Source organism: Streptomyces sp. NRRL F-6676 (assembly GCF_000725625.1).
GTDB lineage: Bacteria > Actinomycetota > Actinomycetes > Streptomycetales > Streptomycetaceae > Streptomyces.
On record NZ_JOHS01000091.1, the window covers coordinates 1 to 19,331 of the forward strand.

Here is a 19,331-nt window from a genome sequence, read left to right on the forward strand (position 1 = left end):
GCCGCTACGAACGCAAGGCAGAACACTTCCTCGCCTTCGCCGCGATCGCGTGCACCTTGATCTGCTACCGCCGACTCGCCAAATGAGACGACCTCTTAGCAGTTCTCGGTGCGGCGGCCGGCGGTGCCTGAGTACTGGCGCTGGACATCTGCGAAGGTGGTGGCTTTTTTGACGAAGCCAGTGTCGTCGAGGATGAGGACTCCGTCGGCTTCGCCGAGTCGTTCAGCGACGTATGCCTGCAGGTCGTCGCGGATGTCGTCTGGGTTCCAGGTGGCTCCGTTCAGCAGCCGTTGCAGGGGGGCAGGGGCGCGGTGACCTGCGTGTTCGGCCAGTTGCCAGCCGCTTTTGCGGCCGACCGGGCAGAGCAGGGCGCGGACGTAGTCCACGCATGGGGCGTCGCAGGTCGGCACGGCCGAAACGGTGGCCGATGCGCAGGAAGAGGTCGTCGAGTGCACAGTCCCAGGTCGCGTCGGCAAAGTCGTCGATCACGCGGGAAGACTGCCCTCGTCACCGCGCAGACGGTTCTCGATGTCATTCGTTGGAGGGGCGGTCCGGCAAGACCGCTCCTGACGTGCCAGCAGCCAACTACACTCCCGACGACGCCACCGACCAGGCCAGATAGCGAAACGCTGCTGGAGTATTAGTTGTATTGACCCGCAGGAGTGTTCACGCGCTTGATCGGTGGGTGGGGGCCGAGCGCGGTGTCACAGCGGGGCTGGTTGTTGTAGCTGTGGAGGAAGTCTGCCAGAGTTGCTGTTCCTTCGTCGTTGCTGGGACAGGGCCGCAGGAGGCCCATCCGTCGTGCAGGGTCCGGTTGAAACGTTCGACCTTGCCGTTCGTCTGCGGCCGGTAGGGGCGGGTGAGCTTGCCAGTCGCGCCGAGGTCGGCGAGAGCCTGCTGCCGGGCGCGGCTCTCGCCAGGAGAAGTGGCCCGGCCTGCCCGATCGCAGCGATCAGGTCGCGGCGCCCAGCGCTGACCACTACATCTACGCCGACCAGACTGAGACTGCCGTCGATGCCATGCAGCACGTCATCGCCTAAGCCGGACAGTCCAGAGCCGGCTCCGTTCTCACCCCAGGAGTATCCGATGTCATTCAAAGAACCAGCTATCGCCTGGCGGCCCGCGCTGGTTGCCCGCTCGTTCCAGGCGATTTTCCCGGTCCTGGGTCGGCTCTTGCTCGAATCGCCGAAGCTGCAGTTCGCGACGAAACCCGTCGCCGCCCCGGAGCGAATAAGGATCCCCACCCGGCACGGCGATATATCCGCCTTGCTCTACTCGCCGGTTCGCGCGGACATCGAAGCGGAGCTGACCGCTGAGCGGCGTCCTCCGGTCCACCTGCTCTTTCACGGCGGAGCGTTCGTGGCGCGCCGTCCGGAGCAGGAGGACAACGTCGCGCGGTACCTGGCCAGTGAGGTTGGCTGCTTCGTCGTTCTTCCCGATTACGACGTGAGCCCGCAGGTCCGTTTCCCTGTCGCCGAACAGGAGTCCTACGACGCCTACTTGTGGCTCCTCGACCGTGCCAGCGTCCGCGGTTGGGACCCGACCCGGGTCTCGATCGGTGGGGCGAGCGCGGGCGCGAAACTCGCACTTAGTGTGATAGTCCAAGCCCTGCAGGACGGGGAGGCTACGCCGGTCGCGGCGAGCCTGGAGTACGGCGTCTCGGACTTCTCCCTGCCAGACGAAAGCCGCACCTCGCCGCGGAAGATGCCGGTCATCGGGCACTGGATGTTGCGGATGGTCCGCGAGACCTACCTCCTCGGTGCCGACCTGACCGATCCGGTCGTGTCCCCGGCGAAGTACCTGAATCCGGGCGGCTTCCCACCCTTGCTAATTCTCACCGGTGGCCTCGACACACTCCGACACGACATGCGCTTGTTCGCCGAGAAGGCGCGGGCGAACGGCGCGAAGGTCGATCACCACGAGTTCGCCGGCGTCGACCACGGGTTCACGCATTTCCAGCCCGCCAAGACTGCTCGAACCGCGGTCACGATGATCGGCAATCACCTCCAGGCCGCCTACGCGGCTGGTCGGTAGCCGCGACGTCGCGTGCCACACCGGGCATCGCTCCGCCGATCACTATTGCTCAGTGCACGATGGTGATCGGCGACCAGGACCCCATGCTGGCGCGGCTTGCCCAGGTCGTACGGAGGCAGATCTCCGTACCCCGGACGGGAGTCGGCCGGTTCCGCACCCGGCCCGACCACGTGCTGGCCTACACCTCCCGCAGCAACCGACGGTACCTGTGACGACGCGGAATCCGGCACACGCTACGAGAAACGCGCCCACATCTACCTCGGCACCGTCACCCTCGCAGCCCTCCTGGTCTGGCTCCGCACATGGTCCGGGAAACAGTGCCTACGAGCCTTCAGGATCCAGTCGCCGCCGTCGCGAGCGGCCCGGGTGCGCGTCCGGGCAGGGTTGCGCGAGGCCCGCACCCGGAGCGCGGGTTCACAGGATGTGCCGCAGCCTGGCGGTGATCTCCGCGGGGTCGAGGGTGTCGAGAAAGTGGGCAGCGTACTCTCCCTGCGGGGTCAGCAGGTAGGTGATCGCGGTGTGCGGCACGGAGTAGCCGTCCGGGTCGTCGGGATCGTCTCTGCGTCGGGCGAAGACCCGAAACTCCCGCTTGGCGTGCTCGACCCCGGCGACCGGGCCTGTGAGTCCGGTGAAGCGCGGATAGGCGCGGAGAAAGTCCTGAAGCACGTCCGGGTTGTCCCGGTCTGGGTCGACGGTGATGTAGAGCGGGTGCAGCTTGTCGGCGAGCTCTCCGAGTTCGTCCAGTACGTCGGACAGCCTACTCATCGCGCGCGGGCACACCATCTTGCAGTGAGTGAAGCCGAAGAACACCAGCGGCCACCGGCCCCGGTAGGTCTGCTCGGTCACGTGCGTACCTTGGTGGTCGACGAGGGAGAAGGAGGGCTTCGTGGGGGTCATTCCCGGTGTCGTCATCGTTCCTGCCAGAAGGTGAACCGGTGCGGGGTATCGGTGCAGCGGAGCACGACCTGCTCACCGCGGACGTTTACCGCTTCGGCGAACGGTCCCGGCTCACACAGTGCAGTGGTGCCGTCGATGGAGGCAGTGGGCAGTCCATCGACGGCGAGGGTCCAACGTCCGCGGGCGGCGATCCCGCTGATGGTGACGGTGCCGTCGCCAGGGACTTCATGGCTGCGTTGCAGCCGTGTGTGCAGCACGCCGTCGACAACCTCGGCCCGGCTGACGTCGACGTCCCGGTCGACGGCGGTCAGTGCGGGCTCGTCAAAATGCTCTCGGCCCCAGGGCCGGTTGTACAGGCCCCACAGCCCGTCCGGCACGTTGAGCCGTGCGTACCCGATCAGCACGTTGCCGCTGAGCGGGTCCATCTCGACGAGGTGTCCGTCGGGGGCCACGACGGTGTCGTTGCGGGGGTAGTACAGACCACCGTCGCGCCATGTCGGGTTCATGAAGCGGTCAGCGTGGGCGAGTAGTCCCTTAAGTGCGCGCTCGTCTCCCATTTCGGACGCCCACGCGGTCACCCATCCGAAGTCACAGTTGTCGGCGATCACTCTCTGGCCCAACACCTCCTGGCGCTCCACGGGGCGCACCGCCAAGGTGCCGTCCGGGCCGGGGACGAGGAAGTCGGCGACTTGTCGTGGGTAGTTGGCGCGCACGAAGTCGCGGTTCCACATGTTCATCAGGGTGCCGCACCACGCGTCCACCCAGGGTGAGGGCGCTCTGTTCGGCTCGACGGTCTTGGAATCCTGGAGGATCACCTGGTTGTAGTGCCCCGCGTCGTCGAGCCGACCGAAATCGGCCCACGCCTGCTCGTAACCGGCGATGACCTCGTCGGCGCGGTTGCCCCCGGTGAGCAGGTCGTGCAGCCGGAAACCAAGGATCGCGGGCTGGTTGCAGATCTGGAAGACGCAGTTCGGCTCACAGGCCACACCCAGGTAGCCATTTTGCACCATTTGCCAATATATGTGCTCGTTGAGTGCATCCCTGTCGTAAGCGAAGCGTTTCTCCTCGCCACCCCAGAAGAACGACCAGTGCCGCATGGTCAGCGAGCCGGGAGCCGCATAGCGATCGCTGTCGAAGAGATGGTCGTGCAGGAGTGCCATCGACTGGACATACGCGCTGTACATGATGTTGTCGCGGACGACGGGATCCCATTCCTCGCCGAGGGAGTCCACAAGATGAGCGTTGAACACCGCTCCCCCACGACTCGAATCGCGCCAGTACATCCAGACCTCGGGTAGGAGGATCTTGTCGATAAGCCGCTGCATTGTCGGCTGGAACAGTCCCGGAGCGGCCGGCAGGCGATGGACGTGGGTGAGTGCCAGGGCGTAGGCCATGTAGGCGAGCTGGAAGCGATAACCGCCGAAATCGTCCTGGCCGGTTCCCTTGCCCTGCATCAGGGACCAGTCGTTGGGCAACTGGCGCGAGAGATTGTCGAAGTGCCGCAAGTGGCCTGTCTGTGCTGCGGTGAGCAGGTGCTCGGTCATCGAGACCTCCTAGGTGGTTGGTTCGGTCTGTAGGTCGGCGAGCCGACGGCGCATAACCTTGCCGGTCGACGTCTGCCGCAGCGCCGCGACGAAGCAGACGGAGCAAGGAACCTTGTACGCGGCGAGCCGGGTGCGGCGATACCCGATCACCCGGTCAGTGACGGCTGAAGACACTGCGGGAGGCGGACCTCGACTACGTCCTTGTGGACGGCACCCTCGCCGAGTGCGACCGGGTCGGCGACGGACGGGCCGACTACTCGTCCAAGCACAAGCGGCACGGCGTGAACGTGCAGGTCGTCACAGATCTTGTCGGGAAGATCTTGTGGCTGTCGCCGGCCCTGCCAGGCCGGACCCACGACCTGACGGCCGCCCGCACTCACAAGATCATCCGGATCTGTGAACGCCAGGGTGTCCCGGTCCTCGCGGACATGGCCTGCATCGGTGCCAGCGACTGGGTCACCACCGCGAAGCGCCGCCCGCCCAAAGGGCTGTCCCGCCAATCCCTGGCGGGCGCGCGACGACAGCTACGGCGCCTCGCCGCGTTGTCGGAATGCCCGGATACATCCAGTATCCGGGCACCCCTCCGCCTTGCGATGGGAGTCGCCCGCCTGAAATCCTGGCAGACCTTCCGCAGAGCCCGCTGCAGCCCCAATCTCATGGCCGTCATCGCCAAAGCCGTCCTCACCCTGGAGAGGCAACGCTGAAAACGCTCACTGACCTTGCTTCCGGTATTGCGATGGCGCACATCCAATATGCTTACGGAACACGCGGGCGAAGTGCTCGGGGTTGGGGAAGCCGCAGCGTCTACCGACTTGAGATACTGGGCCATTGTCTACTGCAAGCAGATAGCAGGCGGCTTCGATTCGCAACTCGGTCAGGTACTGCAGAGGCGTCTTTCCGGTAGCTGCGGAAAAACGACGCAGAAAGTGGTAGCGACTGATTCCCACTTCCTCGGCAAGTCGATCAAGCGTGATACTCGAGGAGAAATTCGATCTCATGAATTCTGTCACCGTTTGAAGCTGTTCCGGGCTAAGACCTCCGATGGCCGGTGAGGCGTCGCGGCGTGGATAGAGTAGGTACTCAGCTAGATAGTGGGCTGCACTCTGGGTATAGCGCTCTCCTGCACCTGTCCGAGCCTGAAGTAGAGTTTCCGCCATGGACGCCACATGTGGATCGAAGGAGCGCAGTGTCTGTAATTCCGAAATGTCACGGACAGGCGCGGTGGTGTGCGTTTCCAGTGTCCGCTGAAGAACTTCTAGGGAAAGCTGTATAAAAATGACTTCGAAGGGGAGGCGTCTGGGCAGCATTCGGCTGACCCGGATCACGTTGTTGGGTGCGACCCGACAGACCTCTCCAGGCCTGAGCGTGGTACGTGACCAATCGCGCTTCTCCCGACCTTCAATTTGACACGCGCCTCGTATTGGCGTGACGATGCCGAACCACTGATCCGGCAATTGGTACGTCCAGGCGCCGCTATCGTGTCCCGCGGCTCGCTTTTCCACAACGAGTTTCTGACTGGGCTGATCTCGCAACGTAATGATCACGTATTTTTCCCTTGTGTGGGGATCGGGGAAGCGAGTAGTGACAGAAACAGATCCGTCAGCTCAGGGCTACAAAAGGAGGGGCTACTGACGCGGCAGCTGTGGTTCCGCTCATAACAGCCACCCGAAGCGGACTACGCTCCGCTTCACGTCCGAGGCCACGAACGATGTGAGTCGACGCCGCTCGCAACCGCGATCAGCTGCTTGAGGTCGCGACACGTGTGCTCGCCATCGTTCTGACGAACCTCGAAATCAACGCCGGACGATTTTCTCCGTGGGTCCCGCCCACGATCAGCACAAGCATCCCGAGGACCGACCACGCCAGCCATTTGGCCTGCGAACTCGGTGCGGCGCAGGCTCAGTGGCCGGCAGCCCGCAGTGGCAATTCGCCGTCGCGGTGCACGTGCTGACCTTCCTGGCCGACACGCTCGAGGGCAGCACCGTCAGCTCGGAAGAACTGTCCACCAGCACCAACATCAACCGCGCCTACGTGCGGCCGAGCGCTTCGGCGTCGATCGACCGGCAGTGCTCGTCGGTCGTCGTCAATTCACAGGGCGGGGTCGGCGGCGGGGATACCGAGGACGCTGCGACCGGCCGGTTCGTAGTGGGCCGAGGACAGGGCGATGTGCTGGGCGGCGGTGTGGCCGTCGCGGAAGAGCTGGCCCAGTCGACTCGATTCGTACAGAGCGCTTGAACCGCCCACCTCGTGCATCGACGTGAGCACTTCGCGTGCGGTCTCGCCCGCGTGAGACAACGCGCCCAGCTCTGCAGCGCGTTCCGCCTCCGTAGCGGGGCGGCCCTCCGCCGCAGCGGCATCTAGTCCTCGCAGGGCGGTCATCAGCAACTCCCATGCGGCGTCGACCCGCGCGGCCGCGCGGCCGAAAACGGCCTGGATCCGAGGCTGCTGTGCGAGCGGCGCGCCGTCCGGTCCGGTCCTGGCGAGCGACAACGCTGCCGTCTCTTCGATCGCCGCGCGCGCCAAGCCCAGTACGATCGCCGCGCTCCCGGCGGGGATCTGGTCAATCAGCGATACGCGATAGAGCGGGCGGTCGATGCGGGCGGCCACATCGGGCGCCACGACCATGTCGGCAGCCACCGGTACGTCCTGGATCGTGACCGTGTTGCTGTTCGTGGCTCGCATTCCGGTCGAGTGCCAGGTGTCGCGCACGGTCACCGAGGCGCGGGGAACCAGGCAGAAGCGCCACTCCGGGCCAGCTTCGGTCATGCGTGGCTGCCCGTCGTCCAGGACGAGTGCGAGCAGTCCGATCCACCGGGCCGCATCGACCCCGCTGACGAGCTTCCACTCACCGGAGAGCCGGAAGCCGTTGTCGCTCGGTGCCAGATGACCCGGCTGGCTGGAGTGCGCGATCATCGGGTCCGGGCCGTCTGCCCAGACTCGCTCCACACTCGCCTCGGTGAGGAACGAGGCAGTGAAGCCGGTATTGAGGTTCCACACGACCCAGGCGGTCGAGCCATCGATGCGGGCGAGGTGCTCGATCACAGCCGCCGTCCTGGCCAGCGGCAGCTCGTACCCGCCCAGCTCACGCGGAGTGTTGAGGCGAAACGCGCCGTTGGCGCGCAGTTGGTCGAGGAGTTCGTCCGGCAGCCTGCGCAACTCCTGGGCTTGGGCCCGGTACTTCTCGATGGTGGGGCGCAGCAACTCGGGCAAGTCCTCGGCGGCCTGAGCAGGCTGGGGGTAGGAAAGCATGTCATCTCCGAACGGAAGAAGGAACCGGATCCCTGCGGCGCCGCCCGCGGGGGCGCGGCTACCGGTCACGTTGTCGCCACCACCAGATGCGTGGTGCGGGGCAAAAGTTCGAAGCTTCGCTTGTGATGCGGGTCACGCTGCATGAGTGTGCGTCGGAGGCTCCCGGCGCGTGTGGAAGAGCCGGGCCCGCTCCACCCAGTCGGCACGCAGATGCAGGACCCACACCGCGCTGGGCGGACAATGGAACGGGTCCTCCGGCGGGCTCTGCAGCGCGACCTCCCAGATGGCGACATCACCGCTGGCGACGACGTTGGTCAGCCGATAGCCCACACCGGCGGTCAGATCCTGCCGAAACCCGTGGGCAAGCAGGTCGTACCCCTCGGCTCGCATGCCACCAGGCCCAGACACCGCGACCGTCGGCAGCCAGGAGGTGGCCAGAGCGGGCACCGGCGCACCGCGCCGCGCTGCGCTCAGCAACTCCTCGGCTTGACACCGTCGTTCCGCGGTGACGGCTCGGATGTCGCCGTGCGCGGTGTCGGCGGTCGCCAGCAGGGCTCGTGTCAGCTTGCCGCGAGCCTCACTCAGCCGACTGCGCACGGTGCCCACCGGCACTCCGCAGACATCAGCGATGTCCTGATACGCCGCCACACCACTGAAGTAGCGCAGCATGAGCACCAAACGCAGCGGGGGTGACAACTCCTCCAGCGCCTGCCAGAGCCAGTCCCGGGTGGCATGCTGTCCCAGCAATTCCGCGGGATCCGGTTCTGCCGACCGAAGTACCGACGCGACACCGGCGTCCAGAGGAACATGGGCCGGCGCCCGGTACTGCATGCGGCAGGCGTTGCGGACCACCGCACGCAGCCAGGCGCCCACCGCGCCGGGATCACGCAGATCGTCGAGCCGTCGTAGGGCGGTCATGCTCGCCTCCTGCACGGCGTCCTCGGCGTCAGGGCCGTAACCAACCATGCTGATGGCGACGGCGAGAAGCGCTGGCCGGTGGCGGCCCAGCAGACTACCGAGGGCGCTCACATCGCCCGCTTGCGCGGCCCGCACCAACTCTGCGTCGGTGGTAGCAGCAGAACGAGAAATCGTCATGACCGAAAGGCTAGTAGGACTTGGGCGGGTTCGAATGGGGGTATGTCGCGGGGGCAGGTAGGGCAGGCTCAGTCCGGCACCGGACTTCAGCTCGGCGATCCGAGCGAGGACCAGCCGGTGATCGGACCGTCGAGGAACCAATCGCCAGGCCGGCCGAGGATCAGGACTCCGCGCTTGCCGAGCCCCGAAGTGGCCTGGTCCAGTTCGGCGACGGCGGCGGGATCCTGCCCCGGCAGGGCCGCGAACAGCCAGCCGGGGTGGGCGGCCACCGCGGCGGCGAGGCTGTCGTTGGCGACGCGGCACAACGCGATGCCCGGATCGGCGGGCACCATCTGGACAGGGCTCGTCCAGGACACGATCTTTACGTCGATGCTGTGCCCGTCCATCCAACGGATCCAAGCCCTCGCCCGGAATGGTACCCAGCCGGTACGCGGTGCCCAGGGCCGCCGCTGGGGACCGCCCGGGGCCCCGGACACGGACACCGAGCCGACGGCCTGGAAGCACAGACAGGGTGCCTCGCTGGTGGGCAGCGGTCCGGCGGCTTCCGTGATCGCAGGATCCATTGCCTGTTCCTCGATGCAGGTGAGAGTTGTCTCGTCCTCGCGTGGTGCGGTCAGGAGCGGGCGGCGTCGACAGCAGGTCGGAGGACCTCTGTGCACCACTGGCGGAAGGTGGTGGGCGTGCTGTTCGCGTCGGTGCGGACGACTCCGTCGTCAAGGCCGTCGATCTTGGCCGTCGCCATGTCGGCCATCGCCCGGGCCATGCCGGGCGACGCGCCGAAGGAGAGCATGGCGGTCTCCAAATGCGCCGCCTCGATCTGCACGTAGCGCACCGGGATGCCCAGCACGTCGGTGATGACAGTGGCCATGTCGTTGCCCGACAGGTCCTCCGGGCCGAGCAGCGGGACGTCGGCGAAGCCGGTCCAGCCGCGGTCCAGCAGCAGGCGAGCGGCGGCGGTGCCGATGTCCCGGGTGGCCACCATCGGCAGCTTACGGTCGGGCGCGAAGGGACCGAAGATCGCGCCCTCCCCCAGGATCGTGCGGATGTCGCGCAGCGTGTTGTCCATGAAGGTCGGGTTGGCGAGCGAGCGGTAGTTCGTCACCGTAGCGAACAGGTCGTCCATGGCCAGCGAGGCGGTGCCGTTGCCGGCCCGATCTGCAACGGCGGTCCCCCGGCCCAGCGCCGATACCCCGACGACATGGTGGACGCCGTGCGCGGCGACGGCCTCGACGCCCGGCCTACTGGCCTCGACGTAGGAGGTCATCACGTCGGGAGCGCGCAGGTCGCTGGGCATCAGCCAGAACACCGCGTCGGCGCCGGCAAAAGCCTTGTCGACAACCGCGGCGTCGCGGTGGGAGCCCTCCACGATGTCGACGCGGTCACGGATGGCGGGAGAGAGTCGTTGCGGATCGCGGGCAACGACCCTGACGGGCTCGCCGGCATCGAGCAACTGCTCGACGACGCGGCGGCCGATCTTGGCAGTGGGGGCAGTGACGACGATCATGGGTATACCTCCCGTATGACTGGAGAAAGTAAACTCCACTGTACCGTCTACTTCAGGAAGGGGCCACCATGGTGGTGCGACGAGGCGAGAAGCTCCGCGAGCACATCCTCCTAGCCGCAAAGGACGTGTTTCTCGAGACCGGCTACGAGCGCACCTCGATGGACGTCGTCGCCCAGCGGGCCGAGACCTCCAAACGATCGCTCTACGCACACTTCCCCAGCAAGGACGCCCTCTTTTCCGGGGTCGTCGCCCTGGTGCGCGAGCTCTACCTCGACCGCCTGGGCTCGCCGGAGCACTACGTCACTGCTGACCGGGCCGACCCGGCTGACGCCCTTGTGCGCTACTGCGGACGGCTGCTTCAGCTACTGCTGTGGTCCTCATCCCTGCGCACGCTCCGGATGGGGATCGCCGAGGCGGAGAGAGTGCCCGAGATCGCCTCCGGCTACTACGAGGCGGTCTTCGAAGCTCCCACGACGTGCATCAGCGCGTACGTCTCCCGGGTCTGGGGACTGACGCAGGAGGAGGCGCGGGAGACGGCCGAGGCCATCGTCGGCCGGACTGTCCACCCCGAACTCGTGCAGGCCCTGCTCGGCGTTCGAGCCCCAATCGCCGAACACCCCGACAAGAGCGCTCTTACCACCGATGTCGGCCTCGACCGCATCGCCGCAAGCGTCAGACAGCTTCTCCCGGGCAAACCCGCGTGCTCCTGACAATCCGAGGCCGGCGCGGTCTAGGGCGACGGGCTGCATACAAGGCCGCACTCCCGGCCTGACCACCACAGCGGCGGGGCCGCTTCCCCTTGATAGTGCACACCTGGAGACCGGGTCGTGAGGCTCCAGAGGAAGTAGCGTCAGATGGGAAGCAAGTGCATCGACGACCAGCACTGGCATGGCCGAGCGGAGTCCATCGGACCGAGTGAACCGGCGCCTGTGGAGTCTGTGAGGACCAGCTGACCGACAAGCTGGTCGGCTGTGCCCGGACCGAGGGCCCTCAGCTCACCGCGAAGCCGGGGCTGCCGCAGCAGTCTGACACGATCAGTACGACGTGGGGGGCCTGGTCGAGACCCAGGACGACACGAGTTCGTCAGGGTGTCCTTGGGCGCGGGTCGTCCGCCGATCTGCCGTGTGCTGTGCTGGTGGATTCGGTAAGTGACAGTGCCGTGAGGAGCCGCAGCTTCTCGTCGCTGCCGCTGTCCTTGTCGGGGTAGTACACGACGAGGATGACGTCGCCGACGGGGAGTTTGTCGCTGTGGAGGTGCAGTTCACCGACGACGGGGTGGTGGACGGTGGCCGTGCCGCCGTCGAGACCGCGGACGTCGTGCCGGGCCCACAGGGTACGGAAGCGCTGGCTGGACAGTGCCAGCTCTCCGACGAGCGCGACGAACCGGGGGTTGTCCGTGTCGTCCCCGATGGTGGTGCGCAGGGCGGCGACGAAGTCGGCGGTGGCCGCAGTCCAGTCCTGGTGGAAGGCCTGTTCCTCCGGGTCGAGCAGGAGAGAACGAAAGCCAGTTCTGGCCGGGTCGCAGGCGGGGGAGAGCGCGACCGCCATGGGGTTGGAGGCCAGGACATCGAACGCGCGACCCTCGACGAACGCGGGAATCCGCAGGTGGGCGAGCAGCTCGTGCACCCGCGCCGGTACGTGCTCGGGACGCTTGCGGCGCGGCGTCCTGGGGCGTGCCGACGCGAGGCCGAGCAGATACGTCCGCTCGACGTCGTCGAGCTGCAGGACGCGCGCGAGTGATGCGAGGACCTGCGGAGAGGGGTTCTTGTCGCGGCCCCGTTCCAGGCGAAGGTAGTAATCGGGACTGATTCCGGCGAGCAGGGCGACTTCCTCACGGCGCAGGCCAGGCACGCGGCGGTTGCCGCCGGGCGGGAGCCCTGCCTGGAAAGCACTGTTTCGAACGGGACAGGGAACATCGCCGTCTGCGTCACGAGCCTGAACGCCGTCGGCGCCAGGGACTGAAAGGAAGAAGTCCTGGATCTCTCCGACCGCACCGCTCTCATCGTCGGCGGGGCCTCGGGTATCGGACGGGAGCTGGCCCGGCGGTTCGCCGCGGCGGGCAGCACCGTGGCCGTCGGCGGCCGCAGCCAGGAGGCACTCGCGGAACTCGCCGCAGAAGGCTTCGGCACGATCGGCATCGACGTCACCGACAGTGCTTCCGTCGCCTCCGCCCGTGACGCCGCGCTCGCCCGGTACCCCGAGCTGGACACGTAGCACCGGCATCCACCGCAACCGGTTGAAGGTCTCCGTTCCCATTCTCCTCGACATCGACCTCGACAACCTCGTGCCCTGACTCTCTGCCGGACGCCGAGCCACGGTTTCACATGCTGCGAGCCGCCTCACGACCCCGCAAGGACGAAGACGAATGGTTCTCGGGGCTCGTATCGGCCGGTGACTTCGCCGACCGGTTGACGTCGGTCGAGGCGGGCGGCACGGCCAGAGTCGACGTGATCGAGGCGGTCCAGACATTGTCCGGTGGTCGTGGCAGCGGCTGTGAGGGCGCGGACAGCGGCGGAGGAAGGAGAGCCCCGGGTAGCGGTGCCGACGGGCGACACCCCTGGGGATGTCGCCCGCGCGGACATCGAGCCAGGCCCAGTCGTACTCGCGAGTTCCCCCGTACCGCGTCCGTACCGCGAGCGCATCCGCTGGCGGGGCAGGAGCTTGTTGATCATCTCACGGGCTTGCCACCTGCAACCCGCTCCCTCGGTCACCACCACATGCCTGCGGGCGACGCCCAACGACCACAGGTGTGAGCCACCATGTTGTGGCCTGCTGCGGCTTGGCCGTGAACATGGTCTCCTCCGCGCCCCCGGCAGCCTCGCGGCGTTCCTCGTCCGCGGCCCAGTCCCTGGGAAGATACAGGCTGCGGTCGATCACCACAGTCACGATGTCGGTGACCGCGGCCAGGTGGACAACCACCTGGCACAGACCGACGCCCGTGAGCGCACCAGAGTACTGGCGGCCGGCCCCGACGCAGTGAGGGAGGACTTGGCGTCGACGGTCTCGTCCGCGCCTAGCACAGCGTCCTGGCCTGCGACTTCAGGTGCTGCAACTGGTGCGGGCCCGGATGTCCGAGGGCCTGCCTGAGCCAGTCTCTGACGTGTGTGGGCTCAAGAGATCTTTGACGTTCTGTTCTCATCAGATTCTTGACCGCTGACGGTCGTTGTTTCCTGTAACAAAGGGGCAGGGTGGAGCCACAGGCGCTCGTGGAGCATCGATATCGGGCGGTCTTGGAGGTCCTGGACGGGGCGCCCGTGGTCGAGGTCGCGTTGAGGTGCGGCGTGTCGCTGCAGTCGGTGCATACGTGGCGGAAGCGGTATCAGGAGGGTGGGGTCGAGTGCCTGGTGAAGCGGTCTCGGCGTCCCCATCGCGCCGTCCAGGCTACCCGCGGATGTCGAGGCATCGCTCTGCGAACTCCGGCAGCAGCATCTGCGGTGGGGTGCTCGTCAGGTGGCTTTCGAACTGGGCCGTCGCAAGGTCGAGTCCTTACCGTCCTGCGCGACGGTGCACGCGTGCTCCCTCAAGAGAAGAACGGAACCGTCTCCCGCTGCACTTGATGACCGTCGAACTCGCACCGGACGAAAGTACTCTGACCGCTCCGGTCGGCAGGTGGATCATCTCGGTATGTGCGCTCAGCCTCAGGGCCTCCAGGCCACCCTTGGAAAGCGCGCCTGGAGGGTACAGGTCGCCGGGATGTCCGCCAGGTCATCGTGCAGGTCGGTGAGGTCGGCGAGCAGGTCGTGCAGGAAGTCCCGGGCCTCGCGGCGCAGTTCGGTGTGGGAGAAGGACAGCGAGGGCTCGCACGCCGGCAGCCACTCCGCCTCGATGTCGACCCGGCCGAAGCGGCGCTCGAAGAGCAGGCGGTCGGTGGACTCGGTGAAGTCCGGCTCGGCCTGCTGCGGCCGGGCGGCCCGGGAGCCCGCCGGGTCCCGGTCGACGTGCTCCACGATGTCGCACAGCGCCCAGGCGAAGTCGAGCACCGGCACCCATCCCCAGGCTGTGGGCAACTCCCGGTCCGCCTTGGTGTCGGCGAGGTACACGTCCCCGCAGAACAGGTCGTGCCGCAGGGCGTGGACGTCCGCGCGCCGGTAGTCCGTCTGCGGCGGGTCCGGGAAGCGGGTGGAGAGGGCGTAGCCGATGCCGAGCACGCAGCAGATGGTGTCACGGGCAAGGGCCCGGAGACGGGCGGGTCCGCGTCCGCGACCATAGCCGTGCGCCGTGACCCGCTCAACCGCACGGGGAGTACCGGCTTTTCCACGCGTCACCCCTGCCTCTATCCTCGTCCCCAATCCCGGTGCGCAAGGTGTCGCCGAGGGGAGAGGGAGCAAGATGGACGGGTTGAATCCGGATGATCCCGAATGGATCGGCAGGTACCGGTTGCTCGGCAGGCTCGGTGAGGGCGGCATGGGCCGGGTGTACCTGGCGCGCTCCGACCGGGGCCGGACGGTGGCCGTCAAGACCGTCCGGGAGGAACTGGCCCGCATGCCCGACTTCCGGCGGCGCTTCGCGCAGGAGGTGAAGGCGGCGCAGCGCATCGGCGGTGAGTGGACCGCGCCGGTGCTGGACGCCGACACCGAGGCGGCCACCCCCTGGGTCGCCACCGGGTACGTCGCCGGGCCCTCGCTCGCCGAGGTTGTCGACCGGCAGTACGGGCCGCTGCCCTCCCGCACCCTGCGGGTGCTGGCGGCGGGACTGGTGCGGGCGCTGCAGGCCATCCATGGCGCCAGCCTCGTCCACCGCGATCTCAAGCCCTCCAACGTCCTGGTGACGATCGACGGACCCCGCGTCATCGACTTCGGTATCGCCCGCGCCCTGGACGCCTCCACGCAGTCCGCCGAGGGGCTCACCAAGGCCGGCGCCGTCGTCGGGTCGCCCGGCTTCATGTCCCCGGAGCAGGTGCGCGGGGAGAAGGTGTCGTACGCGAGTGACGTCTTCTGCCTCGGCGCGGTGCTGGCCTACGCGGCGACCGGCCGGATGCCCTTCGGCACCGACGAGGCCGGGTTGCACTCGCTGCTCTTCCGCATCGCGACCGAGGAGGCGGACCTGACCGGGGTCCCCGAATCCTGGCAGGGTGTCGTCTCGGCCTGCCTGGCGAAGGAGCCCGAGAAGCGCCCCGCCCCCGAGGAACTGCTGACGTCGATCGAGGATATGGCGGGCGCGGACGACACCCCGGGCGGTGCGTGGCTGCCCGGCGAGGTGCTGGCGGAGCTGGGCCGGCACGCCGTACAGCTGCTGGACAGCGAGGACCCGGAGGACCGGGCGCCGGTCGGGGCGGCTTCCAGCACGGCTCCCGCCGTAGGCTTCGGACCGCCGCCCGCCGCGTACAACCCAGCGACGCCCCCGTGGCAGAGCCGCACGCCGCTCGGCGCGGGTCCGGGGGGCGCGCAGTCATCGCCGTACTCCATCCCGGCTCCCGCAGTAGCACCCGTCACACCGTCGCCGTACGCCCCGCCGCCCGCACGTCAGGCGAAGAGGCTGGCCACGGCCTTGAACGTCCTGCTCATCCTGTTCGTCGTGCCGGTGCTGTTCGACTTCACCGTCCTCAGGGCCGTCCAGGGCGAGCTTGACGGGCGGCCCGCTTCGTCCTCCCCCAGGGGCATCGACGACTTCCGGGCGCTGCAGGTGACGAGTTTCGTGGCCGAGGGCCTCAGCGTGCTGGTGCTGCTCGCCGCGGCGACCGTGTGGGTGTGCTGGTTCCACCGGATGCGGCAGAACGCCGAGTCGTTCGCGCCGGGCCGCATCCGCTACGGACCGGGCCTGGCGGTGGGCTCCTGGTTCATCCCCGTCGGCAACTTCTTCCTGCCCAAGCAGATCGCCAACGACATCTGGACGGCGACGACCGGACGCCCGGCGGGCGCCGGACGGTGGCTGATGCACACCTGGTGGTGGCTCTGGGTGCTCCATCTCGCGACAGAACTGAGCGCCTACCGGACCTGGGACGAGGAGAAGACCGCGGACGACGCCCTGGGGACCGTCCTCAGCGCCCTGGGCGGCGACGTCGTCGCCGTCGTGAGCACCGTGTTCGCTGTACTCTTCGTCTCCCGGCTCACCAAGCTCCAGAGAGAGCGCGCCGCAGGGGGTGGCGCAGCCGCCGGGGCCCGCTGAGGCCAGTGGGGTGAGGTGGCGCGGCGGACCGTGTCGCGGAGCAGGGCGCGACGGCGTTCGTGCACGTCGTCGGGCTCGTCGGCGGTCGCCGCGTAGACGTTGCTGACCGGGGACCAGGCCATGGACATGGCGATGACGGGGGCCAGCACGTCGAACGGCTCGCCCGGCCGCACCCGGCCCGCCGCCTGCGCCTCGGCGATGGCCCGGAGCTTGGCGTCGTCCCGGCGGTCGGCGTCCTCGACCAGGTGCCCCGCCGGACGCCGCTCCAGCCGCGCCCAGGTGGCCAGCCGGATGAGGTCGGGGCGGCGCAGGTACTCGTCGTAGAGGTGTACGACCCAGTCCGCGAGGTCGTCGGCGTCGATCGGCACGACGTTCACGAGGCGGTCCAGCGAGCCGAAGAAGATCGCGTCGAACAGCCCGTCCTTACTGCCGAAGTACGCGTAGAGCTGCGCCTTGTTGATGCGCGCGGCAGCCACAATCCGTGCCGAGTTCGCATCGCCTCGCGGGCGGTACCCGGGTCTGTCTGAACGACCCCGCCGGGGAGCCCCTGCCGCGCTGGCCGGGGGCATCCAGGGGTGGCTCACACGGAACCGAGGTCCACGGCCTTGGGTAGCTTCCTCACCTCATCGCCTTGCGCCGCATGGTCGCCGTCCTCCCCTCCTCCATCCGCGACGACCTGGTCCCTGCACCAGTCGATGATGCCGAGCCCACCACGCTCGTCCTCGCCTGACACGAGCACGCCACCTACCCACCCCTTGCCCCCTTCGTCCGCGCGGCCACCGCCGTGGCGGGCAAGGCGACGGGCCACGGCGGGTAGAGCAGGGAGGCACGCGGGGTGGGAGGCCGCCCTCGCCCATGCTCGCAGGGGTGCGAACACTCCAGGACGCCCTCACGGCCACCGTCGAGATCACACCGGGAGACAGAATGACGGGCCTCGGACGGCGAACCGCGCTCTTGGAGAAGATCTCCGAGGGGTCGGACCGACGCACGCCGCTGCCCTGGTCACCCGACAATGCCTTCGCCAGCGTCGAGCACGCGCTTGGTGCCACCGCCGCCGTGCCGGCCGACTGGCCGCTCCCGGACCACTCACCCGCAGACTGCGGCGCCCACAGGAGCGCAAGCAGGAAGCCGCAGGTCCAGCCATGGGCTGTCACGGCTGACGAACGGGCCGCGGCCCTGAAGTTGAGGAACTGCGCCGAGTACGCCGGGCCCCCCGGCCAGATCCGCGCCCGCGAGTTGGATGCCGGGCGCCCCCACTGCTGCGTCTCCACGATGCACCGGACTCTGCGCGAGAAGGGGTACTCCGGCGAATGCCGCCGCCAGACTGACTGGCGCTAGGGTTCGTCTTCAAAGATCAGCCGGGTGGTGGATCATGATGTCGTGGTACGTCGTCATGAACTCACCTACCAGGAGTGGGAGTTACTCGCTCTGCTGATACCCCGGGCCGCGACGGGACGTGCCCGCGTGGAGGACCGGCAGGTCATCAACGGGATGGTCTACAAGATCCGCACTGGGATCTCCTGGCGTGACCTGCCGGAACGCTACGGGCCGTGGAAGACCGTGTGCACCCGCTTCCGCCGTTACGCCCTCGACGGAGTGTTCACCCAGGCCCTGCAGCACATCCAAGCCCACGCCGACGCAGCCGGTGACATCGACTGGCTGGTCCAGATCGACTCCACCATCGTCCGCGCCCACCAGCACGCCGCCGCCACCGGCCGAAAAGGGGGCGGCAGCAGCAGGACGAACCGGACGATCACGCCCTCGGCCGATCCCGAGGCGGACTGACCACCAAGATCCACCTCGCGGCATCGCCACCAGATACGAGAAGACCGCCACTTCCTACGAAGCGGCGGTCACCCTCGCCTCGTTCCTGCTCTGGGCAAGATCCGTTTGAAGACGGACCCTAAGGGCTGTCCCGCAATCCCTGGCGGGCGCGCGACGACAGCTACGACGCCTCGCCGCGTTGTCGGAATGCCCGGATACATCCAGTATCCGGGCACCCCTCCGCCTTGCGATGCACCGCATCTGACGCCGCACGCTGATCCACCAGCAGGGCGGTGGTCGGCGTCGGCACGGCGACCGGGAAGTGCTGGCCGCGATCGTCTTCGTGGCCACGTCGGGTTGTACCTGGCAGCAGCTGCCTTCGGCGTCGTTCGGCCCGTCCGGAGCGACCGCTCACCGGCGGTTCTCGGAGTGGTCGAAGGCCAGGGTGTGGGCCAAGCTGCACCGCCTGGTGCTCGACGAACTCGGCGCCCGCGGCGAGCTGGACTGGTCGCGGTGCGCGATCGACTCGGTGAACATGCGGGCCCTGAAAAGGGGGACCTGACAGGTCCGAATCCTGTCGACCGGGGCAAGTACGGCTCTAAGATCCACCTGATCACAGAACGATCGGGTCTGCCCCTATCCGTCGGCATCTCCGGGGCCAACATGCACGACAGTCAGGCCCTGGTCCCGCTCGTGAGGGGCATCCCTCCGATTCGCTCGCGCCGCGGACCACGTCGACGCAAGCCCGGCAAACTCCACGCCGACAAGGGCTACGACTACGCCCACCTGCGGCGATGGTTACGCAAGCGTGGCATCACCCACCGCATCGCCCGCAAGGGAATCGAGTGCTCGCAACGGCTGGGCCGCCATCGGTGGACCGTTGAGCGCACCATGGCCTGGCTCGCCGGCTGCCGCCGCCTCCATCGCCGCTACGAACGCAAGGCCGACCACTTCCTCGCCTTCACCAGCATCGCCTGCACCCTCATCTGCTACCGCCGACTCGCCAAATGAGATGACTTCTTAGAGGTCGTCTCATTTGACTGTCTAGGTAATCTGCTGCCGTGCTGATGGTCGAGCGGATGGTGCCGGACGAGTTGTGGGAACTGTTCCAGCGGGTTGTGCCGCGCGCGCCGACACGC

At 67.7% G+C, this 19,331-nt stretch carries 14 protein-coding genes and 8 pseudogenes; 9 read left to right on the forward strand and 13 right to left on the reverse strand.

The window, feature by feature from the left end; translation table 11 throughout:
- Window positions 1–98 precede the first annotated feature (98 nt).
- A pseudogene (locus tag IO29_RS30440) lies at window positions 99–390 on the reverse strand (transposase); the annotation flags it as partial.
- A 250-nt stretch (window positions 391–640) separates the two neighbouring features.
- A pseudogene (locus tag IO29_RS37285) lies at window positions 641–912 on the reverse strand (integrase core domain-containing protein); the annotation flags it as partial.
- 174 nt (window positions 913–1,086) lie between these two features.
- Here IO29_RS37285 and IO29_RS30445 point away from each other — a divergent pair.
- A complete protein-coding gene (locus tag IO29_RS30445) occupies window positions 1,087–2,034 on the forward strand; it encodes an alpha/beta hydrolase (protein WP_030383293.1) in 948 nt (315 codons plus the stop codon).
- A gap of 59 nt (window positions 2,035–2,093) precedes the next feature.
- A complete protein-coding gene (locus IO29_RS40435; protein ID WP_199806973.1) occupies window positions 2,094–2,246 on the forward strand; it encodes a hypothetical protein in 153 nt (50 codons plus the stop codon).
- Between the two features lie 202 nt (window positions 2,247–2,448).
- Here the strand turns inward: IO29_RS40435 and IO29_RS30455 are convergent, their stop codons facing one another.
- A complete protein-coding gene (locus tag IO29_RS30455) occupies window positions 2,449–2,931 on the reverse strand; it encodes an SCO family protein (protein WP_199806974.1) in 483 nt (160 codons plus the stop codon).
- Window positions 2,932–2,942: 11 nt separating this feature from the next.
- Window positions 2,943–4,475, reverse strand: coding sequence for a linalool dehydratase/isomerase domain-containing protein (locus IO29_RS30460; protein ID WP_051708023.1), 1,533 nt, complete (start codon window positions 4,473–4,475; stop codon window positions 2,943–2,945).
- 164 nt (window positions 4,476–4,639) lie between these two features.
- On the opposite strand from IO29_RS30460, the pseudogene IO29_RS30465 reads away from it, so the two are divergent.
- Window positions 4,640–5,179, forward strand: a pseudogene (locus IO29_RS30465) (transposase family protein); the annotation flags it as partial.
- Window positions 5,180–5,185: 6 nt separating this feature from the next.
- Here IO29_RS30465 and IO29_RS37290 read toward each other — a convergent pair.
- From IO29_RS37290 to IO29_RS30485, 5 genes are all read right to left on the reverse strand, one after another.
- Window positions 5,186–6,019: a helix-turn-helix domain-containing protein gene (locus IO29_RS37290; protein ID WP_158709401.1), complete on the reverse strand. Its 834-nt coding sequence runs from the start codon at window positions 6,017–6,019 to the stop codon at window positions 5,186–5,188.
- Window positions 6,020–6,563: 544 nt separating this feature from the next.
- The gene (locus IO29_RS30470; protein ID WP_051708025.1) at window positions 6,564–7,724 is read right to left on the reverse strand and encodes an acyl-CoA dehydrogenase family protein; all 1,161 of its coding nucleotides are present in this window, start codon (window positions 7,722–7,724) and stop codon (window positions 6,564–6,566) included.
- A 132-nt stretch (window positions 7,725–7,856) separates the two neighbouring features.
- Entirely contained in the window at window positions 7,857–8,819 is a 963-nt protein-coding gene (locus IO29_RS30475) for an RNA polymerase sigma factor (protein ID WP_030383297.1), read from the reverse strand.
- Between the two features lie 86 nt (window positions 8,820–8,905).
- Window positions 8,906–9,205 carry an amidohydrolase family protein gene (locus tag IO29_RS30480; RefSeq protein WP_158709402.1) on the reverse strand — a complete coding sequence of 100 codons (300 nt, stop codon included), beginning with the start codon at window positions 9,203–9,205 and terminating at the stop codon, window positions 8,906–8,908.
- Window positions 9,206–9,432: 227 nt separating this feature from the next.
- Window positions 9,433–10,323, reverse strand: a complete 891-nt coding sequence (locus tag IO29_RS30485; protein WP_030383299.1) for an NmrA family NAD(P)-binding protein — start codon at window positions 10,321–10,323, stop codon at window positions 9,433–9,435.
- 68 nt (window positions 10,324–10,391) lie between these two features.
- On the opposite strand from IO29_RS30485, the gene IO29_RS30490 reads away from it, so the two are divergent.
- Entirely contained in the window at window positions 10,392–11,033 is a 642-nt protein-coding gene (locus tag IO29_RS30490; RefSeq protein ID WP_106969948.1) for a TetR/AcrR family transcriptional regulator, read from the forward strand.
- 373 nt (window positions 11,034–11,406) lie between these two features.
- On the opposite strand, the pseudogene IO29_RS30495 reads toward IO29_RS30490, so the two are convergent.
- Window positions 11,407–12,207 (reverse strand): annotated as a pseudogene (locus IO29_RS30495) (helix-turn-helix domain-containing protein); the annotation flags it as partial.
- Window positions 12,208–12,297: 90 nt separating this feature from the next.
- Here IO29_RS30495 and IO29_RS37295 point away from each other — a divergent pair.
- Window positions 12,298–12,534: pseudogene (locus tag IO29_RS37295) on the forward strand (SDR family NAD(P)-dependent oxidoreductase); the annotation flags it as partial.
- Window positions 12,535–12,996: 462 nt separating this feature from the next.
- Here the strand turns inward: IO29_RS37295 and IO29_RS40440 are convergent.
- Entirely contained in the window at window positions 12,997–13,251 is a 255-nt protein-coding gene (locus IO29_RS40440; protein WP_420705407.1) for a transposase, read from the reverse strand.
- Between the two features lie 278 nt (window positions 13,252–13,529).
- Between IO29_RS40440 and IO29_RS40445 the strand changes: the two genes are divergently transcribed.
- Window positions 13,530–13,880 carry a helix-turn-helix domain-containing protein gene (locus IO29_RS40445; RefSeq protein WP_420705406.1) on the forward strand — a complete coding sequence of 117 codons (351 nt, stop codon included), beginning with the start codon at window positions 13,530–13,532 and terminating at the stop codon, window positions 13,878–13,880.
- 81 nt (window positions 13,881–13,961) lie between these two features.
- On the opposite strand, the gene IO29_RS30505 is transcribed toward IO29_RS40445, so the two are convergent.
- A complete protein-coding gene (locus IO29_RS30505; protein ID WP_030383303.1) occupies window positions 13,962–14,471 on the reverse strand; it encodes a hypothetical protein in 510 nt (169 codons plus the stop codon).
- Between the two features lie 181 nt (window positions 14,472–14,652).
- On the opposite strand from IO29_RS30505, the gene IO29_RS30510 reads away from it, so the two are divergent.
- Window positions 14,653–16,428 carry a protein kinase domain-containing protein gene (locus IO29_RS30510; RefSeq protein WP_033226913.1) on the forward strand — a complete coding sequence of 592 codons (1,776 nt, stop codon included), beginning with the start codon at window positions 14,653–14,655 and terminating at the stop codon, window positions 16,426–16,428.
- An 8-nt stretch (window positions 16,429–16,436) separates the two neighbouring features.
- On the opposite strand, the pseudogene IO29_RS37305 reads toward IO29_RS30510, so the two are convergent.
- Window positions 16,437–16,997: pseudogene (locus IO29_RS37305) on the reverse strand (TetR family transcriptional regulator); the annotation flags it as partial.
- 811 nt (window positions 16,998–17,808) lie between these two features.
- Between IO29_RS37305 and IO29_RS30525 the strand changes: the two are divergent.
- Window positions 17,809–18,227 (forward strand): annotated as a pseudogene (locus tag IO29_RS30525) (IS5 family transposase); the annotation flags it as partial.
- 242 nt (window positions 18,228–18,469) lie between these two features.
- Window positions 18,470–19,203: pseudogene (locus tag IO29_RS30535) on the forward strand (IS5 family transposase); the annotation flags it as partial.
- Between the last annotated feature and the right edge of the window lie 128 nt (window positions 19,204–19,331).